The 18,674-nt window shown below is 42.1% G+C and carries 19 protein-coding genes and 1 riboswitch; all 19 genes read right to left on the reverse strand.

Going from position 1 to position 18,674, the window contains the following annotated elements:
• Positions 1 to 48: 48 nt before the first annotated feature.
• Entirely contained in the window at positions 49 to 714 is a 666-nt protein-coding gene (locus tag DNHGIG_RS05590) for a polyprenyl synthetase family protein (RefSeq protein ID WP_282198737.1), read from the reverse strand.
• A gap of 402 nt (positions 715 to 1,116) precedes the next feature.
• Positions 1,117 to 1,851: an ABC transporter permease subunit gene (locus tag DNHGIG_RS05595; RefSeq protein WP_282198738.1), complete on the reverse strand. Its 735-nt coding sequence runs from the start codon at positions 1,849 to 1,851 to the stop codon at positions 1,117 to 1,119.
• Between the two features lie 40 nt (positions 1,852 to 1,891).
• Positions 1,892 to 2,587 carry an ABC transporter ATP-binding protein gene (locus DNHGIG_RS05600; RefSeq protein WP_282198739.1) on the reverse strand — a complete coding sequence of 232 codons (696 nt, stop codon included), beginning with the start codon at positions 2,585 to 2,587 and terminating at the stop codon, positions 1,892 to 1,894.
• Positions 2,584 to 2,970, reverse strand: a complete 387-nt coding sequence (locus DNHGIG_RS05605) for a GntR family transcriptional regulator (protein WP_282198740.1) — start codon at positions 2,968 to 2,970, stop codon at positions 2,584 to 2,586. Before DNHGIG_RS05605 ends, DNHGIG_RS05600 begins: the two co-directional genes overlap by 4 nt.
• 902 nt (positions 2,971 to 3,872) lie before the next feature.
• Positions 3,873 to 4,100, reverse strand: coding sequence for a permuted SH3 domain-containing protein (locus tag DNHGIG_RS05610; protein ID WP_282198741.1), 228 nt, complete (start codon positions 4,098 to 4,100; stop codon positions 3,873 to 3,875).
• A 27-nt stretch (positions 4,101 to 4,127) separates the two neighbouring features.
• Positions 4,128 to 4,475 carry an STAS domain-containing protein gene (locus DNHGIG_RS05615; RefSeq protein WP_282198742.1) on the reverse strand — a complete coding sequence of 116 codons (348 nt, stop codon included), beginning with the start codon at positions 4,473 to 4,475 and terminating at the stop codon, positions 4,128 to 4,130.
• Positions 4,476 to 4,500: 25 nt separating this feature from the next.
• The gene (locus DNHGIG_RS05620; protein WP_282198743.1) at positions 4,501 to 6,705 is read right to left on the reverse strand and encodes a PAS domain S-box protein; all 2,205 of its coding nucleotides are present in this window, start codon (positions 6,703 to 6,705) and stop codon (positions 4,501 to 4,503) included.
• A 23-nt stretch (positions 6,706 to 6,728) separates the two neighbouring features.
• Positions 6,729 to 8,849 (reverse strand): FapA family protein, encoded by a 2,121-nt coding sequence (locus DNHGIG_RS05625; protein WP_282198744.1) that lies wholly within the window; start codon positions 8,847 to 8,849, stop codon positions 6,729 to 6,731.
• Positions 8,846 to 9,712 (reverse strand): PP2C family protein-serine/threonine phosphatase, encoded by an 867-nt coding sequence (locus DNHGIG_RS05630; protein WP_282198745.1) that lies wholly within the window; start codon positions 9,710 to 9,712, stop codon positions 8,846 to 8,848. Before DNHGIG_RS05630 ends, DNHGIG_RS05625 begins: the two co-directional genes overlap by 4 nt.
• Positions 9,712 to 10,032: an STAS domain-containing protein gene (locus tag DNHGIG_RS05635; protein WP_282198746.1), complete on the reverse strand. Its 321-nt coding sequence runs from the start codon at positions 10,030 to 10,032 to the stop codon at positions 9,712 to 9,714. The genes DNHGIG_RS05630 and DNHGIG_RS05635 overlap by 1 nt, the downstream gene beginning before the upstream one ends.
• 29 nt (positions 10,033 to 10,061) lie before the next feature.
• The gene (locus tag DNHGIG_RS05640; RefSeq protein WP_282198747.1) at positions 10,062 to 11,648 is read right to left on the reverse strand and encodes a methyl-accepting chemotaxis protein; all 1,587 of its coding nucleotides are present in this window, start codon (positions 11,646 to 11,648) and stop codon (positions 10,062 to 10,064) included.
• 33 nt (positions 11,649 to 11,681) lie between these two features.
• Positions 11,682 to 13,169 carry a class I adenylate-forming enzyme family protein gene (locus tag DNHGIG_RS05645; protein ID WP_282198748.1) on the reverse strand — a complete coding sequence of 496 codons (1,488 nt, stop codon included), beginning with the start codon at positions 13,167 to 13,169 and terminating at the stop codon, positions 11,682 to 11,684.
• Complete coding sequence (locus DNHGIG_RS05650; RefSeq protein WP_282198749.1) at positions 13,166 to 13,402, reverse strand: acyl carrier protein; 237 nt, start codon at positions 13,400 to 13,402, stop codon at positions 13,166 to 13,168. The genes DNHGIG_RS05645 and DNHGIG_RS05650 overlap by 4 nt, the downstream gene beginning before the upstream one ends.
• A 12-nt stretch (positions 13,403 to 13,414) precedes the next feature.
• On the reverse strand, positions 13,415 to 14,464 hold the full coding sequence (locus DNHGIG_RS05655; protein ID WP_282198750.1) for an alpha/beta hydrolase: 1,050 nt from the start codon (positions 14,462 to 14,464) through the stop codon (positions 13,415 to 13,417).
• On the reverse strand, positions 14,465 to 15,445 hold the full coding sequence (locus tag DNHGIG_RS05660; RefSeq protein WP_282198751.1) for an ATP-binding protein: 981 nt from the start codon (positions 15,443 to 15,445) through the stop codon (positions 14,465 to 14,467).
• Positions 15,446 to 15,463: 18 nt separating this feature from the next.
• Positions 15,464 to 16,189: an SDR family oxidoreductase gene (locus tag DNHGIG_RS05665; RefSeq protein WP_282198752.1), complete on the reverse strand. Its 726-nt coding sequence runs from the start codon at positions 16,187 to 16,189 to the stop codon at positions 15,464 to 15,466.
• Positions 16,189 to 17,019, reverse strand: a complete 831-nt coding sequence (locus DNHGIG_RS05670) for a 6-carboxytetrahydropterin synthase (protein ID WP_282198753.1) — start codon at positions 17,017 to 17,019, stop codon at positions 16,189 to 16,191. Before DNHGIG_RS05670 ends, DNHGIG_RS05665 begins: the two co-directional genes overlap by 1 nt.
• 19 nt (positions 17,020 to 17,038) lie before the next feature.
• The gene (folE, locus tag DNHGIG_RS05675; RefSeq protein WP_282198754.1) at positions 17,039 to 17,608 is read right to left on the reverse strand and encodes a GTP cyclohydrolase I FolE; all 570 of its coding nucleotides are present in this window, start codon (positions 17,606 to 17,608) and stop codon (positions 17,039 to 17,041) included.
• Positions 17,609 to 17,704: 96 nt separating this feature from the next.
• Positions 17,705 to 17,788, reverse strand: a riboswitch (cyclic di-GMP riboswitch).
• A gap of 444 nt (positions 17,789 to 18,232) precedes the next feature.
• Positions 18,233 to 18,628, reverse strand: coding sequence for a hypothetical protein (locus DNHGIG_RS05680; protein WP_282198755.1), 396 nt, complete (start codon positions 18,626 to 18,628; stop codon positions 18,233 to 18,235).
• Positions 18,629 to 18,674 lie beyond the last annotated feature (46 nt).

Below are 18,674 nucleotides of genomic sequence, written 5' to 3' on the forward strand. Positions count from 1 at the left end.
ACTCATGGTGTCGTAATCTGTTGTAAGTGATGATTTTGTATATTTTTTTTATCTGCCCATTTGAACGAGTTCTTCTTTCTTCAGATTACCTAAATAATAGTCTTTAATAAGTTGAAACTCTGGATGGCTATTGTGTAGCAGATACAAGGTAGGAAGGGTTTTTTTCTTGTTAACTAGATCATTTTTTTCATCCAAGCGACAAATATCTTTTATATCGTTTTTTATCTGTGCGGCTATCCCCATATGCTCCGCGTATTTGTTTACGGTATCATGGTATTTTTCGGTAGCCAGCGCCGTTCCAATCAAACAAGCGGATGCCAGCAGAGCAGCAGACTTATTTCTAACCATCTGAAGATAGTCTTCCTCAGATTCAATCGAATCCATCAGATCATTGTGTTGACCATTGACGGCTTTCAGTACGTGACTATTCAGATATCTAATAGCGCACATCCTATTGGTTAATTCAAAAGAAGTCTGCTCTAACGCTTTTGTACTAAGGACTAAAAGACCTGTTGCTATGTTCATGGATATGCCTACATCGATCTTATTCCAAGGTACTGAAAAATCATCTTGATCCTGTAAGTCATCAAATATGTCTAGAGAAAGAATCATCAGCTCAACAGCGGCGGCTGCTTGATAGATGTCATGCGATTGACCGCCAAACATTCGATAATGTAAACATACCAGTTGCCCGAAGGGAAAGTTTCCTTTCATTTGAATGAAACGAATTCTGATAAGTAGGTTTTTAGTTCTTGAACTGAAAAATGGTCATTTATCAATTGTAACATGACTTGCACGATCTTAACCGTATCTCCTTTCATCACTCGATCACCTCCAAATCATCACAAATATTTTTGGAATTCTAAATTCAATGTGACTGCCTTTACATGAACCAATTATGTAGACCATTATAATGATATAACTTGAACACTTTATAGAATGGAAATTAAAGGACGTACTATATATATCTTACAACTATTCGTTATCAACGTGCAATGGGGTCCAAGCAATAGAAGATTTGACAGATCCTCTCATATCCGCTGACCCTGATGGCCTGAGAATCAAAGTCGCCATCTCCCACAAAAAGCTCCCCTCACCGGGGAGCCTTTTTCCTTTCTATTTCGCTTCCATATAACGGTTCAACAACAGGGAATTCACCGCCATGATCAACACGCCCAACAAGATTTTCCCGACAAAAAGCACCAGAGCTATCCAAATAAGCGATGGCTCATGGAAAAACAAAAGCCGACCGCCCACTAAGGCAAATTGAGAGACTCTCAAAAGAAGCCATTGCGCATGTAATAACAGGCTAAGAATCAAGACATACACAATCCAGCCCACAAACGCATACGGACGGAAACGGGAGAACATCAAGCTGCTCACAAAGAAGCCCAGCGTCGACAAGGTGAAGGCGAACGGAATCAGTTGAAGCAAAGCTTTCCCATCCACCATCAAGCTCTGCCAAAACAAGGACGAAAATTGTCCCGCATCTTGAAAATAAAACACCAGCACCAACAATACTTTCACAGGGATATAGGAATAAATCAGCATGCGCAGAACAGTCAGCATCACCCCGACCAACTTGGCCCACAGCATGGGCCAGCGCGAATAGGGCAACGACATCCACCAGTAAAAGGTGCCTTCCTTCCATTCTCGGTTGATCGAGGCCATAGACAAGAAGAACGCTATATAACCAAAGGCTTGAAAAACCAAACCCACATTCATAAGTTCAGGGTTGATGGATTTACCGGAATGTGCTCTGCACAACAGAAAGCCCCCGGCCAACAGCAATAGAAGGCAAGCGATCACAATATGCTTGATGCGTCCATCCCTGCTTCGCCACTTAAACATATTCACTCATTGCGCACCAACGTCCAAAAGAGTGCTCCATTCATCCCATGACCCTCCTGTATTCTTCTTGAATCGACAACCCTTTTTGCCGCAACGCCTCCACATCCGTTTGCGAGACCACATTCCCGCCCTTCAGAAAGAGCACATGTTCAAACAGTCCTTCAACTTCATGGATATCATGGGTGCTGATGATGATGGTTTTCTCACCTTCCGTCAACGTGTCGATCATCAATTCGACGATCTTCTCCCGCGACAACAGGTCAATCCCGGAAAAAGGTTCATCCAGCAAAATCAGATCCACATCACGCGCCAACGAAAGCAACAGCTGCAACCGCGCTTCCTGTCCCTTTGACATGTCGCCCACTATCTGTGTCGGTTCCAACTTCATAAACGCGGCCATTTGCTTCGCTTTCTCCAGATCAAAGTGCGGAAAAACTCGCGCGCCAAAACGGATCGCTTCTTCCACACTGTGGTGCTTATACCAACGCGCCCGGTCGGAGAGATACGCAATGCGCTCATTCAACCGCCAGGACGGCTTTTGCCCCAACACCCGCACTTCTCCAGAGGTCGGTTGGATCAGATTGACCATCATCTTAAACATCGTCGATTTCCCCGCGCCATTCTCGCCCAACAGGCCAATCACTTTCCCCTTGGGAAAGGAAAGGGTGATGCCATCCAAGGCCCTTTTCCTGCCATAACTTTTTACCACTTGCTGAAAGGTAACGATATCATTCACTCCCATTCCGCCTCCTCTAACCATTTTTGCGCCAATTCCTTGGTAATCCCCAAAGAACGCATGTTTTCGATAAAGCTATGCAAAGCCTCTGCAGCCAACTGTTTCTTCACTTCCTCCACTTTCGCTTGGGAAGAGGTAATAAAAGTCCCCTGACCCCTTCGCTTCTCACAAAGCCCTTCTCGTTCCAATTCCTGATAAGCCCGCACGACCGTGCTGGGATTAATCTTGAGCTGCACAGCCATATCCCGCACCGATGGTAATTTCATGCCCAATTCCACCTCACCTCTGGCAATCATCCGTTGTATTTGGTTTACCATCTGCTCGTAGATCGGCAAGGATAAATCCAGGACAAATTGCATGTGTCCAACTGTTCGCGTTTCCATAACGGCCTCCTTTCCAACCGCTCGCTCCTCTTTCCATCGTCTATTATGTTTGTAGTGTATGCATTCACACCAAACACTTACGTTTGAGTGTATTGTATCACTCCATACACTAAATGAAAAGGGGGAAAATATAATTACGTGTCGACACAACCTATCCAAAACCATAGGTTGTATGACTGATTGGAATAAGAGGGATAGAACCCAACATTCCCAAAGTAGGCTTGATGAAAACCGCAAAGAAAAGGGCACCAGATCGTTGCAAAACTAGCGGTGAAGATTAATACAGCCTTCCAACGGAAATCATCTTGGTCCCGAAAGCAAGGGCCAGAATCGCCCCAGTCTCTTTCCTTTTTTCTGCTTCAACGCTTGAATGAGCAGTAACCCCGCGATCAATACCAGTGAGTTGATCTGCGTAAAAAAGCACTCGTAAGGATCAGAGGATTCAGCAGCCAAAGCCATGACCTTCGCCCAGTGAAACACCGCATCAAGAGTACAAACATTAGATCAAACAAGAGTGAATTCCACACCGGATACGGGCAAATATACAACCATAGAAGGTTGTGCCATGATAAATACGGCTTGCATGGGCATCGGAATATTGGTTGTAGGATCAACCACCGACATATTGACGACCGCTACTTTTTGAATCGTATCGGACGTTGAACGGAAGGGAAGTTCCGGCAATTTAAGATTTGTTGCTATATCGTTCTTAACATCCTCCCCACTTCACCATCTGTTTAGAAAGGACTCCAAGACCGGCCGGATCTTTGCAGTATCAACTGTAATCGACAACTCACTACTTTTTTTCGAGACAGTTCAAAGCTGGATTCGCTGCGCCGAAAATAAGCGAAAAACCCTGTGATCCAATTGGAACACAGGGTTCTTGTCATTCTGTAAAACCGTCAACTTTTTTGTTGTACGGTAATCTGCGCATTGTCTTTCAAGAGAGGGAGTTGGCTGGTGATCACCGAGTCACCGTCAATTAGACCGCTGGTAACCAGCGTTTGGGATCCTTCCTGTTGCGCGATGGTCACTTCTTTGCATCGATCCTGGTTGTGATCCACTACATAGACATAAGATTTGCCATTGTCTTGCACGACTGCCGTTGAGATAACGATTCCTTGTTTCACGTCAGGTGATGATGCGGTTTTTCTAACTTATGGAGTTAAACTTCCAGGATTAATAGAGGGGTGGTCAACAAAAATTTCCCGTCCTAAAATATCCGGAATTTGCAGCAAATCAAAAATCTCACTTACTTGTGGACATAAATGAGTGATTTGAATCCTCACATTATTTTCTTTCAATTTTTCAACTAGATTTATAAATAAACCGATCCCGGTCGAATCTACAAAAGGGACTTGGGAAAAATTAATCTCTACACAGGGATATTGCTGAAGAGCTGGCAGGATTTCTTCTTCCATCACTTCTGTAATTTCAATATCCATATCCCCTTTGAAAGCTACCTGAGTTTTTTCTTCCCCAGGTATAATCTGAAATTCAAACATTGGAATTCTCTCCTCTCATAAAGTATTAAGATCGCTGAATAGGAAGAAGGATATTAACCGTGGTACCTTTACCTTCTTCACTCTCGATTTCGATTTTACCTTTATGGTTCTCGATGATTTTATAGCAGACCATTAATCCTAGGCCAGTACCTTTTTCCTTCATGGTATAAAAGGGTTCTCCAAGTTTGGATAAACGTTCTTTAGGAATTCCGCACCCCTCATCGATAAAACGAAGCATGATCTTTTCATTTCCGTAACGACGGCATTGAATTCGTATATGACCACCCTCCGGCATAGCTTCCATCGCATTTTTAATTATATTAATAAAGACCTGTTTCAGTTGATTCCTCTCACAATAAATGGAAGGAAGCTCAGGTTCGATGTCCAATTCGATTTGGATATTTCGAAGTGACATTTGAGGTTCCATCAAAGTCATGATATCAGTCAATAAGACGGATAAATCATTCTCTGTAAATTTAACAGTATGTGGTTTGGCTAAGAGTAAAAATTCGTTGATGATGGATTCAATCCGGTCGATTTCGGATAACATCAGATCAAAATATTTTTTATCATCCGTATGGGGTTTTAGGAACTGTAAGAATCCCTTAATGCTCGTGAGTGGATTCCGAATTTCATGAGCCACACCGGCTGCCAATTCCCCAACGACAGCCAGTTTTTCGGATTTCCTTAAAAGTTCCTCTGTTTTTCTCTGTTCCGTTACATCTCGACCTACCACCAATACCTGTTCAACTTCTCCTTGCTCATTGACCACCGGGGTTCCAATGACTTCTACCGTGATCCATCCTCCATTCACATGCTTATATCTAAACTCGACTCTTGTTGGACTTTTATTTATTATCATCTCTGCAAACTTTTCTTTAATGTAGGGAATGTCCTCGGGATGAACCATATCAAAAGCTGAATTTCCTTCATACATTTCGGGTGAGAACCCTAAGATTGTCTTATGAGATGGGGATGCGTATTGAACCACCCCGTTCACATCCAAAACTATAATCAAGTCAGACATGTTATCAGCAATCAGTCGATATTTGGCTTCGCTTTTTTGAAGAGCTTCTTCCGCGCGCTTTCGTACGGTAATATCCCGGATGATAGATAATATAGCTGGTTTATCCATATAAGTGATGGGACTACTTGTGACCTCTACATCTACCAGCTGACCGTCCAGACGAATGACTTTCGCTTCGAGGACATCGGGGTCCCCTTTATCTTCCAGTTGTTTTTGTCTGACTTTCAACCGTTCATGAAAATCAGGGTGTACAAATTTAAAAATTGATGTACCTATCAATTCATTTTTATCTTGTACCCCCAACATTTTCACGCCGGCTGGATTGATATATAAGATTTTTCCTTCTCTCTGTACCATAATCGGTTCTGGAGAAAGTTTGACGAGTAGTTGATACTTTTCCTCTGTTTCTCGTAACTTCTTTTCTATATTCTTCCTTTTGGTGATATCCGTGATAAAACCTAAAACCTCAACCACCTTCCCATCCTTGATAATAGGAGAAAGTGTGGTATTGAAAATCAGTCCGTAGAGTGTTAATTCGAAATATACGACTTTACCTGTAAAAGACTTTTGAAAATGTTCTTCAACGAGTTCCGCAACGTCTGGTTGAAACACTTCTTTTGCTGTCTTTCCAAACACACGATCAGTAGTGATTCGTAATACATGTGCAATAATACCTTCTGAAAACAGGAAAACAATTTCCCCTGTTTTGCGTTTCTTAATTTTAATGACCAAATTCTGCAGATGTTTCACACATTTTAGGTATTCATCGCTTAATACATCATTTAAACTGGATCTCTCATATTCCCTTCGGGTAACATTTCTAGAGATTACCCCTACGCCTATGGCGTCCCCGTTAGGATTTAGGATTGGGGTATAGATACAATCATAAAACTTAATTTCACCAGAAGAAACGACATCATGGACAACGGAAACTTCCCGCTTCTTTATTAATGCCTCTTCGACATATACATCAAACCTCGCAGCATGGTCTCTGAGTAGTTCTTTCAGGGTTTTTCCAATCATCTCAGATGGGGACAGTCCGAACATCTCTGCCCCTTTCTCATTCACTTCAAGAAACGCTCGTTCTTTGTTGTAGATCATCAGACCATCGGTACTTTGAGCAAACCAATACTTTACCATATTTTCTTCTAGATTTTCTCTTTGTACTTTCTTGTTCAATAGGATCTGTTTCCCCTTCCCCATATGGTGTACGCTCCCAACCAATCCTAGTGCAACTGTAAATATCCGTGCTTGTCTATCCTGGCAAATACATCTTTTTCAAAGTGAAGAAATTGATGTGACTTGTTTCCTATTTGTATAATCGTCCCTTCCAAAGCATATTTGATCTTGATGGTTTGTCCATCGGGGACTCGAATACAGGTGGGGATGCCTCCACGTGTACCTGCTTCCCCAATTTCGGCTCCGAACTCCGCATAGATTTCCCCCCCACGAAGCAATCCCTCTACGACGACCTTCCCGCCAGAATGAATTTTCGTGTTAATGATTCCTTGCCCGACAATATAAATGTCTCCACTACAGAAAATTTCACTGTTGAATGCATAAGGAATCGTTATGGAAGCATTGGGTTCTAAAGGTGTGTTACTAAACTCATAGAGTTTTTTCACCTGTTTGATCAATTCCCGCAGGTCTTCTGGTCCTTTCAAATGGGCGGGAATAAGCTTAAGGAAACCGTTGATTAATTCATTACCTAGTTCCTTATATTCATCATTTAGGATTTGTTCCATATCCGCCTTCATTATCATTTGGGTATACTCTTTAATGACAAGAGGTAATGTATTGAACTTTTTCTCAAGTAAGATACGTATTAATGAGCTTAATCCCATCTTGGCGATATCTGATGTTTTAAAGCCGGGAGCCGAATAGATCTGATTAATCGCAGCAGAAAGACTTTCTAATTGACTATGAATTTTCTTTAACAGCTGCCCCAATTCATAGATAAAAGGATTCCTTTTCCCCGCAGTAAGATGGCTGTTTATCACGTTCTTATTGATGAAAATTCGGTTCCCCGCTTGGATATTGGCACGATTGACATTTCCGTGTACCAATACATCCTCGATGGCATCCACCAACATTCTCTCATCCACATTCCCTTGAATTTCAACATCCCCTGTATACCGAATATTACCTGAATGTACATTTACGTCTTCCGTATGAAGTAATTTCGGTATAATGGAAATTTTGGCGATCATCCCACGGATTTCAAACTTGGGTCGTCCAGAACCCAAGGCCACAATCTTGCTCCCCTTCTCAATGAAATCCACACCTCTTCCTAGCTCCACCACTAATTCTTGAGCAGGATCCGGAGGAACGGTTTCCCCCGTAACCGTTACACCCGGTTTTCCAGGTTGCGGCGGATGAATAACAGCTATTACCTGTCCAGCATTTACATTGGCAATCGATTTAATTACTCGATAATCCACTGACCCATCTCCCGATTTATTCGGACCATTTAATCTCGTTTCGGTGTCAACAAGTATTTCGAGCCAACCGTCTTTTCCTTTTTGAGGCGCAATCCCTTTCGCGATTTCAAAAGTCCCTGGTTCCGTCGTTTCGGTTGCTTTCAAGATTTCAATCTTTTGAATCCCTGTTTTGATGTTCAATTCCTGCATTTTTTGGACAACGTGATTAGGGTTGAGGTGATTCCAAACCTCGACGGTTTCTTTTACCTCCAACTGGATATGATGATTTGGCTCCTGATCTATAAGGGTACAGGTCTTCTTGTATCCAGGTTGAATATGCAGGGTGGCCGTCATCTTTTTCTCATCCAGTTCGATCGACCACTCCGTATGTTTAATTTCATGATTTAATTCCACTTTAATTGTGTCTTTTTCCGATATGACGGTTGTTTTTCTCACTAACTCTCCGTTTTTGTAGAGAGAGACTCCTTTCGCAGGAGTGATCATTGGATAATGCGAAGGCGTTTCCTTACAATAAATACGGCCATCCTTCACCCATACCGATCCGAATTCCTTGTCCGCTTCGGGTCCCCTATCTTTGGTGTAACCTATGCGTTCGGTACTCGTAGAAGAGAGAGTTGTTTCTGCTGGTAATTTTTCCGCATCTGGAAAGTCAAGTTTGGTTTCTTCCACCGAAAATTCTAGTTCATCCTTTTTCGTAGAGAGATTCTCTCTATGTATGCCGTTCACCGGTCTTTTCTTTATGAGCCTGACAATGGCAGGTTTTGACCCAATGCCCAAAAAACCTTTAGATTCAGGCTCAATAATCTCGATATCCACTTCTTGTATGGTGGCATCTAGCAATTGTAACCCGACTTCAATCGCTTCTTTTACGTTTTTTCCTTTGGATATGATTCCGTTACCGCTCATTCTTCCTTCTCCTTTATGCTTGAATCATAGGGAGAATTAAAGCTGGATATATCCGTGGTTTGCTCTCCAACTTTTAGAATCACCATCGTAATATCGTCTTTTAGAGGGGTACCATCTGTATAAGAGTCGACCGCATCAATCACCATTTTTTCAATCTCGTTCACACTTTTCCGCTGATGTTGGAGGAGGACATTGATCAACCGTTCTCGCTTAAACTGCTCCCCTTCCGAATTTTGAGCCTCTATGATTCCGTCAGTATAGAAATAGATATAATCATCTGTCTTTAACTGTAGCTTCGCTTCTTGATAAACTTGATTGGGTAACCCGCCTAACATAATCCCAGATACTTTCGGAAGTTCTTCTATTTTATTTCCTCTAACGAGTAACGGAAGATTATGACCGGCATTTGCGTAAGTCAGGATACATGTACTAGGATCCCAATCTGCACAGAATACCGTGACAAAAGAGCGCAACGAACGTAAATCTTTATACAAGGCATTGTTCATCGCGGTCAGTGTTTCACCCGGTCCTGCGGTGTGCTCCGTAGCGCTGCGAAAAGCTCCCCGAGTTAAAATCATGAGCATCGCGGCTGGGATACCTTTCCCCATGACATCCCCAATTACGATTCGGAGTTTTCCGTTGTTTAAAGGATAAAAATCATAATAATCTCCACCAATCAACCTGGCCGGGATGGATGAACCGGTTAATTCTCCACTAATCAGCTTTGGTTTTTCCCCATTTAACAAGGTGGTTTGAATATTTCGTGCTAGATTGATTTCCCTCCATAGGAATTTATCCATCTCCTCAAGATTCGGAGTTGTATTCAGCTGGTGATGGAAAGATAATCGATTACGGAAGTTCATTAGAGTCGCTCCTTTTGGAGGGCTTCTAGGATTGTAAACAATCCTACAATTTCAAAAATCTGCTTTGTCGTTTCATCCATCCCTTCGAGATGAATCTTAAACCTCTTTTCTTGTGCCAAATAAATTAATTCCATAATGGCTCCAATACCAGTAGAATCAATAAATTCTAAGTTAGAAAGATCAATGACCAAAGAAGAAAAATTACTAGGGATTTCGTCAATTTTGCTTGAAAATACATCTATCGTTGTAATATCCAGTACACCATTTACTTTGAACAGGACATGGATGTCTTGATTCTGGATATCAATTGTTAAACTCATTGGAATCCATCCTTCTATCGGTTTTTGAGTTAAAGTTTGAATTTTTTTATGTGTTCAAGAAGGTTATTCGATAAATCGGACAAGTCTCTTGACTGATCATGAAGAGACTTCAACAGATCAGATAATGTGAGGGTCATATCGGTCGTTGCCGCTGTATGATCCTTGGCAATTTGTCGCATCACATGAATCTTCTCCAAAAGCTCTTTCTCTTTTTCGGTTTCGGGTCTGGATTGAAGATATCTTTCGATGAAATCAAGGGAATTCATCATCTCTTCTAACTGTTCTCGAGCATGCATGGTCGTTTCCATTGAGATGGTAAACATTTTCTCAACAGATTGATTGGCTTCAGCTTCCAATAGGACGGCCATCCTTCGGGCTTTGATGGCCTGCTCACTCGTATCCTTGAGTACCTGATGTAAGGTTTTGGTCATGCGATTGATACTTTCAGACAGTTTTCTAAGTTCATTGTTATCCTGCACGTGACTACGGGAAGTAAAGTCACCGGCTTCCAACAATTTAATATGTTTTTTAATCCGTTGAATGTTTTCGTAGATTCGATGAAAGAAACCAACCGTAACGAAAAACAATCCAAGCATCGATACCAAACCGAACACAATCAAAAGAATGGAATGGCGATACATTGGCCAACTCATGGCTCCATAATCCAAGGCAATGTAAATGGTTTGATCCTTATTGCAGGGAATGAACATCTTATAAACTTTGTTTCCGTTTACCTTTTCTACATAGTAGATTTTATCCGGCTTGTCGGCCAACTTGGTTAATGTTTCCTCATCTTTCTCACTCTCGAATTTGAATTGTCCGTACTCAATCTTTTTCATAGGAGGATACAATTTCTTCGCCAAACTAGGATCTTTAAAAACATGGGGATTGACAACCGCTATTTCTTTAACTAAAGGATTGCTTTTCATGACTTGGCTGATCCAAGCATTAGGACCCACTTGTTCCGTAAATTGGTAAACCTCGTTCGCTTGAATGTAAGGATCGATGATATAATTCGCTCCTGGGCGATGATAATAGGCATATTTGAAAAATTCAGGTTTATCGGTGTGGGAACCCGATTGGGAAATAGGGAGAACCATGATGTTTTTTTCTGTATAAGCGCCACCCGAAACTCTTGGTACATCTCCTTTTAATAAGTCGAACATGGGACGTGTTGCATCAGGACCGAATTGTTTAAAAGAGAAACCTACTTCTTTAGGATCAGTTGCCTTCACTCCAATCACGTCATCTCCGTTTTGAGCCAACAGAGTGATCCCTGCCAAACCTAACGAATCTCGCATTTTTATTAATTCTTCATTCCTTATTTCACCCAAACCCCGGCCTTGCAACTGGTCACTGATATACTTGGCACAAGCAATCAACTTCAAATCGATTTGATGCTCGATCGATTTGGAGGCCATATTGGTTTCTTGAATCCCTTGTTCAACACTTTGAGCGACTAATAATCCTTGGTTCTCTACATCTTTAGAAATTTGTTCATTGATAAAATATAATTGAATCGTTCCTGAGAATAATGCAATTACGAGCAACGTGATGAGTGAGCGGATCAAAAATTGAAATCGTAAAGTCGTTGTCTGTTCCTGGTTAGTAATCATATTGAATACTCTCCTCTAACTGAATACTCCCCTCTACTTTACCCTTCGCTGAGCTAGTTTGCGTAGTGTTACCTTGTCGGTTTTTCCTTGAACCACAGGGATCTCCTGAATGGTTATAAATCGATCCGGAACTTTAAAATTGGCAATCTGGGACGAACAAAACATACGCAATTCATGCGCATCACACGTTCCATTCGGAACAATAAAAGCCACGATTTCTTCACCAAAAGCCGGGTGCGGGATCCCTACGACAGCGGATTGAGAAACCGAAGGATGACGATTCAAGAAATTCTCGATTTCTGCAGGAAAAACAGGTTGCCCGCCTTTTTTAATCATGTCTTTCTTTCTACCTACAATCTTCAGCCGATTATTTTCCGTTCGTTTCACCAAATCTCCGGTGGTAAACCATCCGTCCTCGGAATAAACATCTTTTGTTAAATCCGGTCGTTGGTAATAGCCTGTAAAGGCTGCTTTCGGAGAACGGAAAATGACCTCTCCGATACCATCCTCCGTTTCCTGCTCAATCTTAAAATCAACACCTGAGAAAACCTCCCATTCAATGCCGTTACGTAAATCATCAGGCGTATACATCAATAACCCTAATTCGGATAAGCCATAGATCCCCAGAAATCCACAGCTGATTCCTTCGGCTATCCTTTCTATCAATTCTTCCCGTATGATCTCCCCCGCAAAGATGCATAGATCAAAACGATTCAAAATGGCAGGGTTCATATGTTTAATAAACGTGTAGATTCCTTGAAACACGGAGGGTGTACTGTTCACCTTGTTACATTGGTGTTGATCTAATAACGGAATGATTTTCGGAATATCAAGGTACTCCGTGGCTATGGTTTTCAATCCCGTCCGAAGGCAGGATAGCATCCATACCAGTCCATAGGGTGCAGTCGGATTAAGCGTTTGAAACACCGAATCCTGTTTTGAAAGTTGGGTTACACTCAACAGATTGTCAGACCAATTTTGGAGCGCCTCCGTTGTTAACATGATTCCTTTGGGAACCCCCGTACTTCCGGATGAGCATCCGATCAAATCAATCTCTTGTTGTTCGATAGGGCGGGGGAGGCCAGCGATTTCAATCTTTTCCCAATGGAACGAATCCTCCGATTCGTAGAAGACGGTTTGCTTACCGCTCTCTTTCGCCCATTTCTTCACTTCCTCACCGAATAAAAACCCTTGATGTTCCTTTACGGTGAAGATGATGTGAGGAGCCGTGATGTTCAGTACGCTTGTTAAATCTTCCTTTCGATATTGCCAACTTAAAGGAACCACGATCCCGCCACATTGATTAATGGCAATGGTAAGTGCCAGATATGCCGGAATGGAAGGGACTAATAATCCGACCTTTTTTCCGCGTAAGCTCCCCTCCTGTTGAAGAAGTTCCCGATATTTTTCGATCTCCTTTTTTAAGTCAGATAAGGTATAGGTGTTTGTGAAGGTGACTAATACTGTTTTTTCCAGATTCACCTCTGGTTGCTGAAAAATCCATTCATAGAATGTCCTCATAAAGAACGTCCTCCTGTCAAAGTCCGATACAAATTCTCCACACTTTTGATATCCTCGAAACTTTGAATGGTTCCTAAGTCTAAGCCAAACCTTTTCGAAATCTCGATAATGAGGTTCACCATCGACAAGGAATCCATACCCAAATCCTCTTGAAAAGAGGAGTGATTTTGGATTTTTTCCAGAGGAATGTTCGAAATCTCGGAAACCATGCTACGGAAATCATCTAATGTCATTGGGGACTCCTCCTAATCTTCCATAAACCACTGCGCGGATAATTGACGAATTTCGTGGAGCTTAAAATTGCAGCAATGGCCCTCTTCCTCGTATTCAACCAACTGGCTGTGAACCAGTTGTTCCTTTAAACCATAAATATCTTGATCGGTCACCATCACATCCTGTCCTCCGTGAAACAGAAGAATTCTTCGGTCTTTAGGGAGCATTTCCAGGGACGGTAAAAAATCAGCTCCCTCTAACACTTCATTCATTCTTTCGGTAAAATAATCGGGCAATCTCACTTTGTCCGTAGGAAGAGCCGGACTGACTGCCACAGTTTTCCTTACCTTCGGATGTTGGCTTCCATAGATAGCCCAGGAAGCCCCTGAACTCGTACCAAACAGGTAAATCGGAAGATTTTGCGTTGAATGGCATGAAGACTCAATGACCTTATTTACAAACTGGATCCACCGCTGCCTATTTCCTTTTATACCATTCATGAGATAAGTCTCGCCTTGCCCCGGTCCGTCGAAGCTAACGGTAGCAAAACCGGACCGAACAAAATCCAGCTCATAGGTTATCAACTCTTCTTTGGAGGAATCTAGGGGATTCACCATAACTACACATCCCTTGGGATGTTGGGGCATTCGAAGCCGTCCTTTACAAAGACATCCGTCGAGCTCAAAGGAAATATACGTGGTCACATAAGCGGAAAGAGTATCCGCTTGCTGGATCGCACTGAAACATTCCCGGAACCATCTTTCCTTTTCCGGCCCGCGTTGAGGAAAGATCCAGTACATGAGGTTAAAATATAAGCCTGCAATCCGATACATGTACTCCGCTTGTTCAAGCATTTCTTGTTGTTTCAAAAAATCCGCTTGTTTCTTTTTATCTATGGCTAATCGATACCAGCCATTAATCCAGTTTTCTTTGCAGGTCAAGGTAGGACGGATTTCAAACAGATCTTGTTTCTCCACTCCATGAGCGAGCCAACGGTCCCAGAAACCATTGATAAATCTGGCGGTAAATAAGGTTTTGTCGATTGCGGTGGGATTGATTTGTCTGTCCTCAATGGAATGCATCTACGATTCACCCTCTTTCTTGTTCATAATCAGTACGATGGTTGAACCTTTGGGTGATGTATAAAGAAGAACTTGTTTGGCCATTTTCATCATCAATGTAAACCCTTGTCCTAAAGATTTCTTTGTGGAATACCCCGCCAATAATGTCATATTGGGAAGGTCTTTCAGAGAAAAACCAGGACCCTTATCTTCCACAATGACACGGATCACCCCGTTGTCCTCTACTAAGGTCATCCTTCCTTCTTCCGCATGTTTCAGGATGTTTGTAATCGCTTCTGAGATCATCAATATCCAACCCATCACATTTACTCCGTTCAACGAGAGCTCCTGTAATGCTTTATGAGCGAGATTTCTACACTTTGGAATATCGGATCGCTTCTTGATCTCACCTTCACAGAGAATACGACCCTTCTTGTATTGAGGGATTTCATCTTTGGAGATCAGGAGGAATTTTCTCTGCGTCACGGCATACATGACATCCCGATAGATTTTCCATTCCTTTAGTTCCGTTTGTTCTTCGACTTCGGTTTCCTTAGGCTCTTTTTTATTAACGACCACTTCCTCTTCATTAGAAAGAGGTACAAAAGCAGGCATTTCACTCTTAATCTGTTTTTTAAGCTTCTCATACGTTTCAATCAGACAAGACTCTACATCCAAAGAAAGGTTTAACTCTTTCAGTCGCTCCGTAATCTTTTCTCTGTTTTGTACCCATGAATATAATAAGCCGGCTAAATGGATAGGAAGCTCTCGATCGACAACACTCATCGGTTCGTTTTCAAAGGTAAGTCTAGAGAATGCAAGATAGAACAATTCATCTGCACCCTCATAATTCAGCCGTAGTGCCATGTGTCGAGCAAGGTATCCAATAACAGCTCTTTGTTTCACATCATGCAACGTCAAACCAGAAGCAAGAGGTGGGGGCTGTGAATATTGTTTCTGTTCGGTACTTCTTTGAAATACCTTCTTGAATAACCGTCTCACGTATTCAACCGCCTTTGATTACAAAATACCTAATGGAGGCATGATTGTGACTTCATCGATAACAGCTCCTTTTGGCTGACAAAGGATATAAACGAGATGTTGAGCAAGTACAGAGGTAGGAATCATAGCTAATACATCCGGTTTCGGATCAATCGAATCCCAAAAGCTGCTGTTCACGGCACCGGGTAGGACGGCGGTTACTTGGACTCCCTTGGAACGTAATTCTGCTTGCAGGACACGCGTCAAACCCAAAATACCGAATTTAGAAGCTGAATATCCCCCGCATCCTGGAAGAATTGTGGTTCCCGCGATCGAGACGAGATTGATCATGTGACCTTTTCTTTGTTCGACCATGTGCTTACCGAAGTATTTACAGGTGAGGTAGGTTCCACGAAGATTAACGTTTATCATCTGATCAAAATCCTCGGTGGATGAGTCCAGTACGCTGGAGAACATTCCTACCCCGGCACAATTGATTAAGGCATCGACGGACCCAAAGTGTTCAAGGGAAACGCTTACGAACTTCTGAACGGAGGATTCATCCGTAACATCGAGCGGGACAGGTAGAACACTTCCTCCCTCGGTATCTATTTGATGGGCCAGATCATGTAATTCTTTTTCGTTTCTACTTCCAATAATTAACTTGGCCCCTAACTTACGGAGTTGAATGGCTGTTTCTTTCCCTATTCCACGGCTTGCTCCCGTAATGGCAACCGTTTTACCTTGCAGCTGCTTTGTATCCATTAGGCCTCAACACCTCTTTTTGATCCGAAGTATTCAAAGTAGTTTTTCTCCGTTTCCCAAAGACCGATTTTATGCAGATTGGGAAGATGGGGCGCTAGAAGCTTCCAAATGACGATTGCGACATTCTCCGAAGTAGGATTCAGTTCTTTGAATTCTTCCGTATCTAAGTTCAAATGTTTGTGATCAAACTTCTGTAGAACAATACTCTCTACGATTTGATCCAATTCTGCTAAATTGATAATCATACCGGTGACTGGATCAGGTTCGCCGGCTACCGTTACATCGAGATAATAGTTATGTCCATGGCCATGAGGGTTATTGCATTTACCAAAGATCTTTACATTTTCCTCCGCAGAGAGTTTATCACTATGTAAACGGTGGGCCGTACAGAAATGATATTTCCGGGTTAACGTCACCATGGACCCATCCTCCTTTTCGGAATACAAAAATGGATTTTCCCAAAGTCTAATTCTATGTAATTCACTATCGGGCATGTTACCTTGTAAGGAGTTCCAAAGATAGCTCACGATATTTTCGGTGGTTGGAATGTGTTTACGGAAATAGGGATGTTCCCGATCTAAAAATCTTCCATCCAATTCTTCGTTTACTAGATGCTTGACTACACGATCCACCTCCGTGATATTAACGACAATCCCTGATCTTTCATCGACGTCTCCTTTCACCATCACTTCTAGCGTATAGTCATGACCGTGGCCATTGGGATTGCTGCAGGGTCCGAACACGCGTCGATTTTCTTCATCACTCCATGATGGGACACGATAAACATGGGTAGCGGAAAAGGATAGTTTTCTAGACATGTAGATCTTCATTTTCCTCCTCCTTTTCCTACTACTCTCTGATTAAAGATTGCTCGAATTCACGGACCAACGCCTCGTTCTTACGGAATATACCTTTCTTTACAGTGGTTACTGTGACACTTCCTGGCTTCTTCACCCCTCGGGCACACATGCATAGATGGGTTCCTTCTAATGTCACGATGACCCCTTCGGGTTTCAAAACATCGGTGATCGCCTCCGCGATTTGTTGTGTCATTCGTTCCTGTACTTGCGGACGTTTGGATGTCAGCTCTACCAAGCGGGCAAACTTACTGAGTCCAACCACACGTCCATTAGGGATATACCCGATGTGCGCCTTACCATAGAAAGGTATAAGGTGGTGTTCGCAAAACGTATAGTAGCTGATGTCTTTCACTACAACCATTCCTTCGTATTCTTCTTCGAAGGTTGTGGTTAAGGCGGTTTTGGGATCTACCCCTACTCCTCCGAAAACTTCTGCGTACATTTTTGATACCCGCTTGGGCGTATCCAGAAGTCCTTCTCGATTTGGGTTTTCTCCTATCAATTCTAAGATCGATCGAATATGTTGTTCCAAAAGCTCCTGTTTTGTTATTGTTGCCATGTATTTACACCTCGCCTTTATTTATCGGAAATTTCTGTAATATAAAGAAGGCATAAAAAACCCACCTTGTTCAAGGTGGTTTCCAAATTCCACCTCTTCGGTAACTGGCTGGCATAGTCATTGACCGTAGCCCCTCTAGTTTTGCGTCCCTGGCTTTCGACAGGTTTGCCATTTATCGGAAGGTTTAATTTAGTACTTTTTCGCTATTATACCATATTCCCCTCGAATTCGACACGTTTCTACAAATTTCGATTAAATTCTCGTTGGCAGTAAATTGTTGCAACAGGAAATCATTTTGGTTTCTGCTTTTTGAAAGCGATTTCTCCTTGTCTAGATTTGTGAGACTGCTTGACTCGCGAAGTGTCTTAGAATGATATACCGGAATTTCTTTTGTGCAGTTCGCATTGGAAATACAACGTCATTTTTCGACATATTTAGGCTATTTTTTGTCGATTTATTGCATTTTTTGTCGAAAGACTATAGAATACAACCATAGGGTCCCATCCCCCATTGCTTTGAACATATCCAATCTCTTATATTTCTCGCGGTTATCCTTACCGCATCTTTTTTATCAATGTTATAAGTACGAACGAAAAAACCGCTTGAAAAGCGGTTTTAAATGAACTATCCAATCGATTGTATCTGTTCTTTGATCTTCTCTGCTAAAGGGGTTGCTTCTAATTCCCCTTTTAATTTTCGATATTCATCAAGAAATGAAGAGACATCGGGCTTTACACCTTTTTGTTTACACTCACGGGCCATGAGACGAAGATAGTAAAGAAACATTACTTCCGAGAATGTCGTCTCAGTTTTCGGAGTACGGCTGAGATGTTCACCTGTTTTTATAATCCCTTTTTTTATTTGATCAACCTTTCGCCGAACACTTGAAAATGGAAGCCCTAGAGATATTGAAAGTTGCCGGATCGACATGTGATGAAGATTTTCCTTTATGAAGGCAACTTCCGAATGCGTCCAACAATGATGTACCATCGAACGATTCTTGTATCTCTTTTCCCCCATTGTCTTAAATTTTCCTCTCTCTCTAATTTTGATCTGTACAATTTGC

The sequence above is a fragment of the Collibacillus ludicampi genome (assembly GCF_023705585.1).
GTDB lineage: Bacteria > Bacillota > Bacilli > Tumebacillales > BOQE01 > Collibacillus > Collibacillus ludicampi.

Coding starts and splice junctions, on each gene's coding strand:
- DNHGIG_RS05615 (WP_282198742.1), bottom strand. CDS start 4,475: ATGTTTGAATTTCAGATTATACCTGGGGAAGAAAAAACTCAGGTAGCT.
- DNHGIG_RS05595 (WP_282198738.1), bottom strand. CDS start 1,851: ATGTTTAAGTGGCGAAGCAGGGATGGACGCATCAAGCATATTGTGATC.
- DNHGIG_RS05665 (WP_282198752.1), bottom strand. CDS start 16,189: ATGGATACAAAGCAGCTGCAAGGTAAAACGGTTGCCATTACGGGAGCA.
- DNHGIG_RS05620 (WP_282198743.1), bottom strand. CDS start 6,705: ATGGGGAAGGGGAAACAGATCCTATTGAACAAGAAAGTACAAAGAGAA.
- DNHGIG_RS05590 (WP_282198737.1), bottom strand. CDS start 714: ATGAAAGGAAACTTTCCCTTCGGGCAACTGGTATGTTTACATTATCGA.
- DNHGIG_RS05650 (WP_282198749.1), bottom strand. CDS start 13,402: ATGACATTAGATGATTTCCGTAGCATGGTTTCCGAGATTTCGAACATT.
- DNHGIG_RS05640 (WP_282198747.1), bottom strand. CDS start 11,648: ATGATTACTAACCAGGAACAGACAACGACTTTACGATTTCAATTTTTG.
- DNHGIG_RS05630 (WP_282198745.1), bottom strand. CDS start 9,712: ATGAACTTCCGTAATCGATTATCTTTCCATCACCAGCTGAATACAACT.
- DNHGIG_RS05605 (WP_282198740.1), bottom strand. CDS start 2,970: ATGGAAACGCGAACAGTTGGACACATGCAATTTGTCCTGGATTTATCC.
- DNHGIG_RS05670 (WP_282198753.1), bottom strand. CDS start 17,019: ATGAAGATCTACATGTCTAGAAAACTATCCTTTTCCGCTACCCATGTT.
- DNHGIG_RS05680 (WP_282198755.1), bottom strand. CDS start 18,628: ATGGGGGAAAAGAGATACAAGAATCGTTCGATGGTACATCATTGTTGG.
- DNHGIG_RS05645 (WP_282198748.1), bottom strand. CDS start 13,169: ATGAGGACATTCTATGAATGGATTTTTCAGCAACCAGAGGTGAATCTG.
- folE (WP_282198754.1), bottom strand. CDS start 17,608: ATGGCAACAATAACAAAACAGGAGCTTTTGGAACAACATATTCGATCG.
- DNHGIG_RS05625 (WP_282198744.1), bottom strand. CDS start 8,849: ATGAGCGGTAACGGAATCATATCCAAAGGAAAAAACGTAAAAGAAGCG.
- DNHGIG_RS05635 (WP_282198746.1), bottom strand. CDS start 10,032: ATGAGTTTAACAATTGATATCCAGAATCAAGACATCCATGTCCTGTTC.
- DNHGIG_RS05655 (WP_282198750.1), bottom strand. CDS start 14,464: ATGCATTCCATTGAGGACAGACAAATCAATCCCACCGCAATCGACAAA.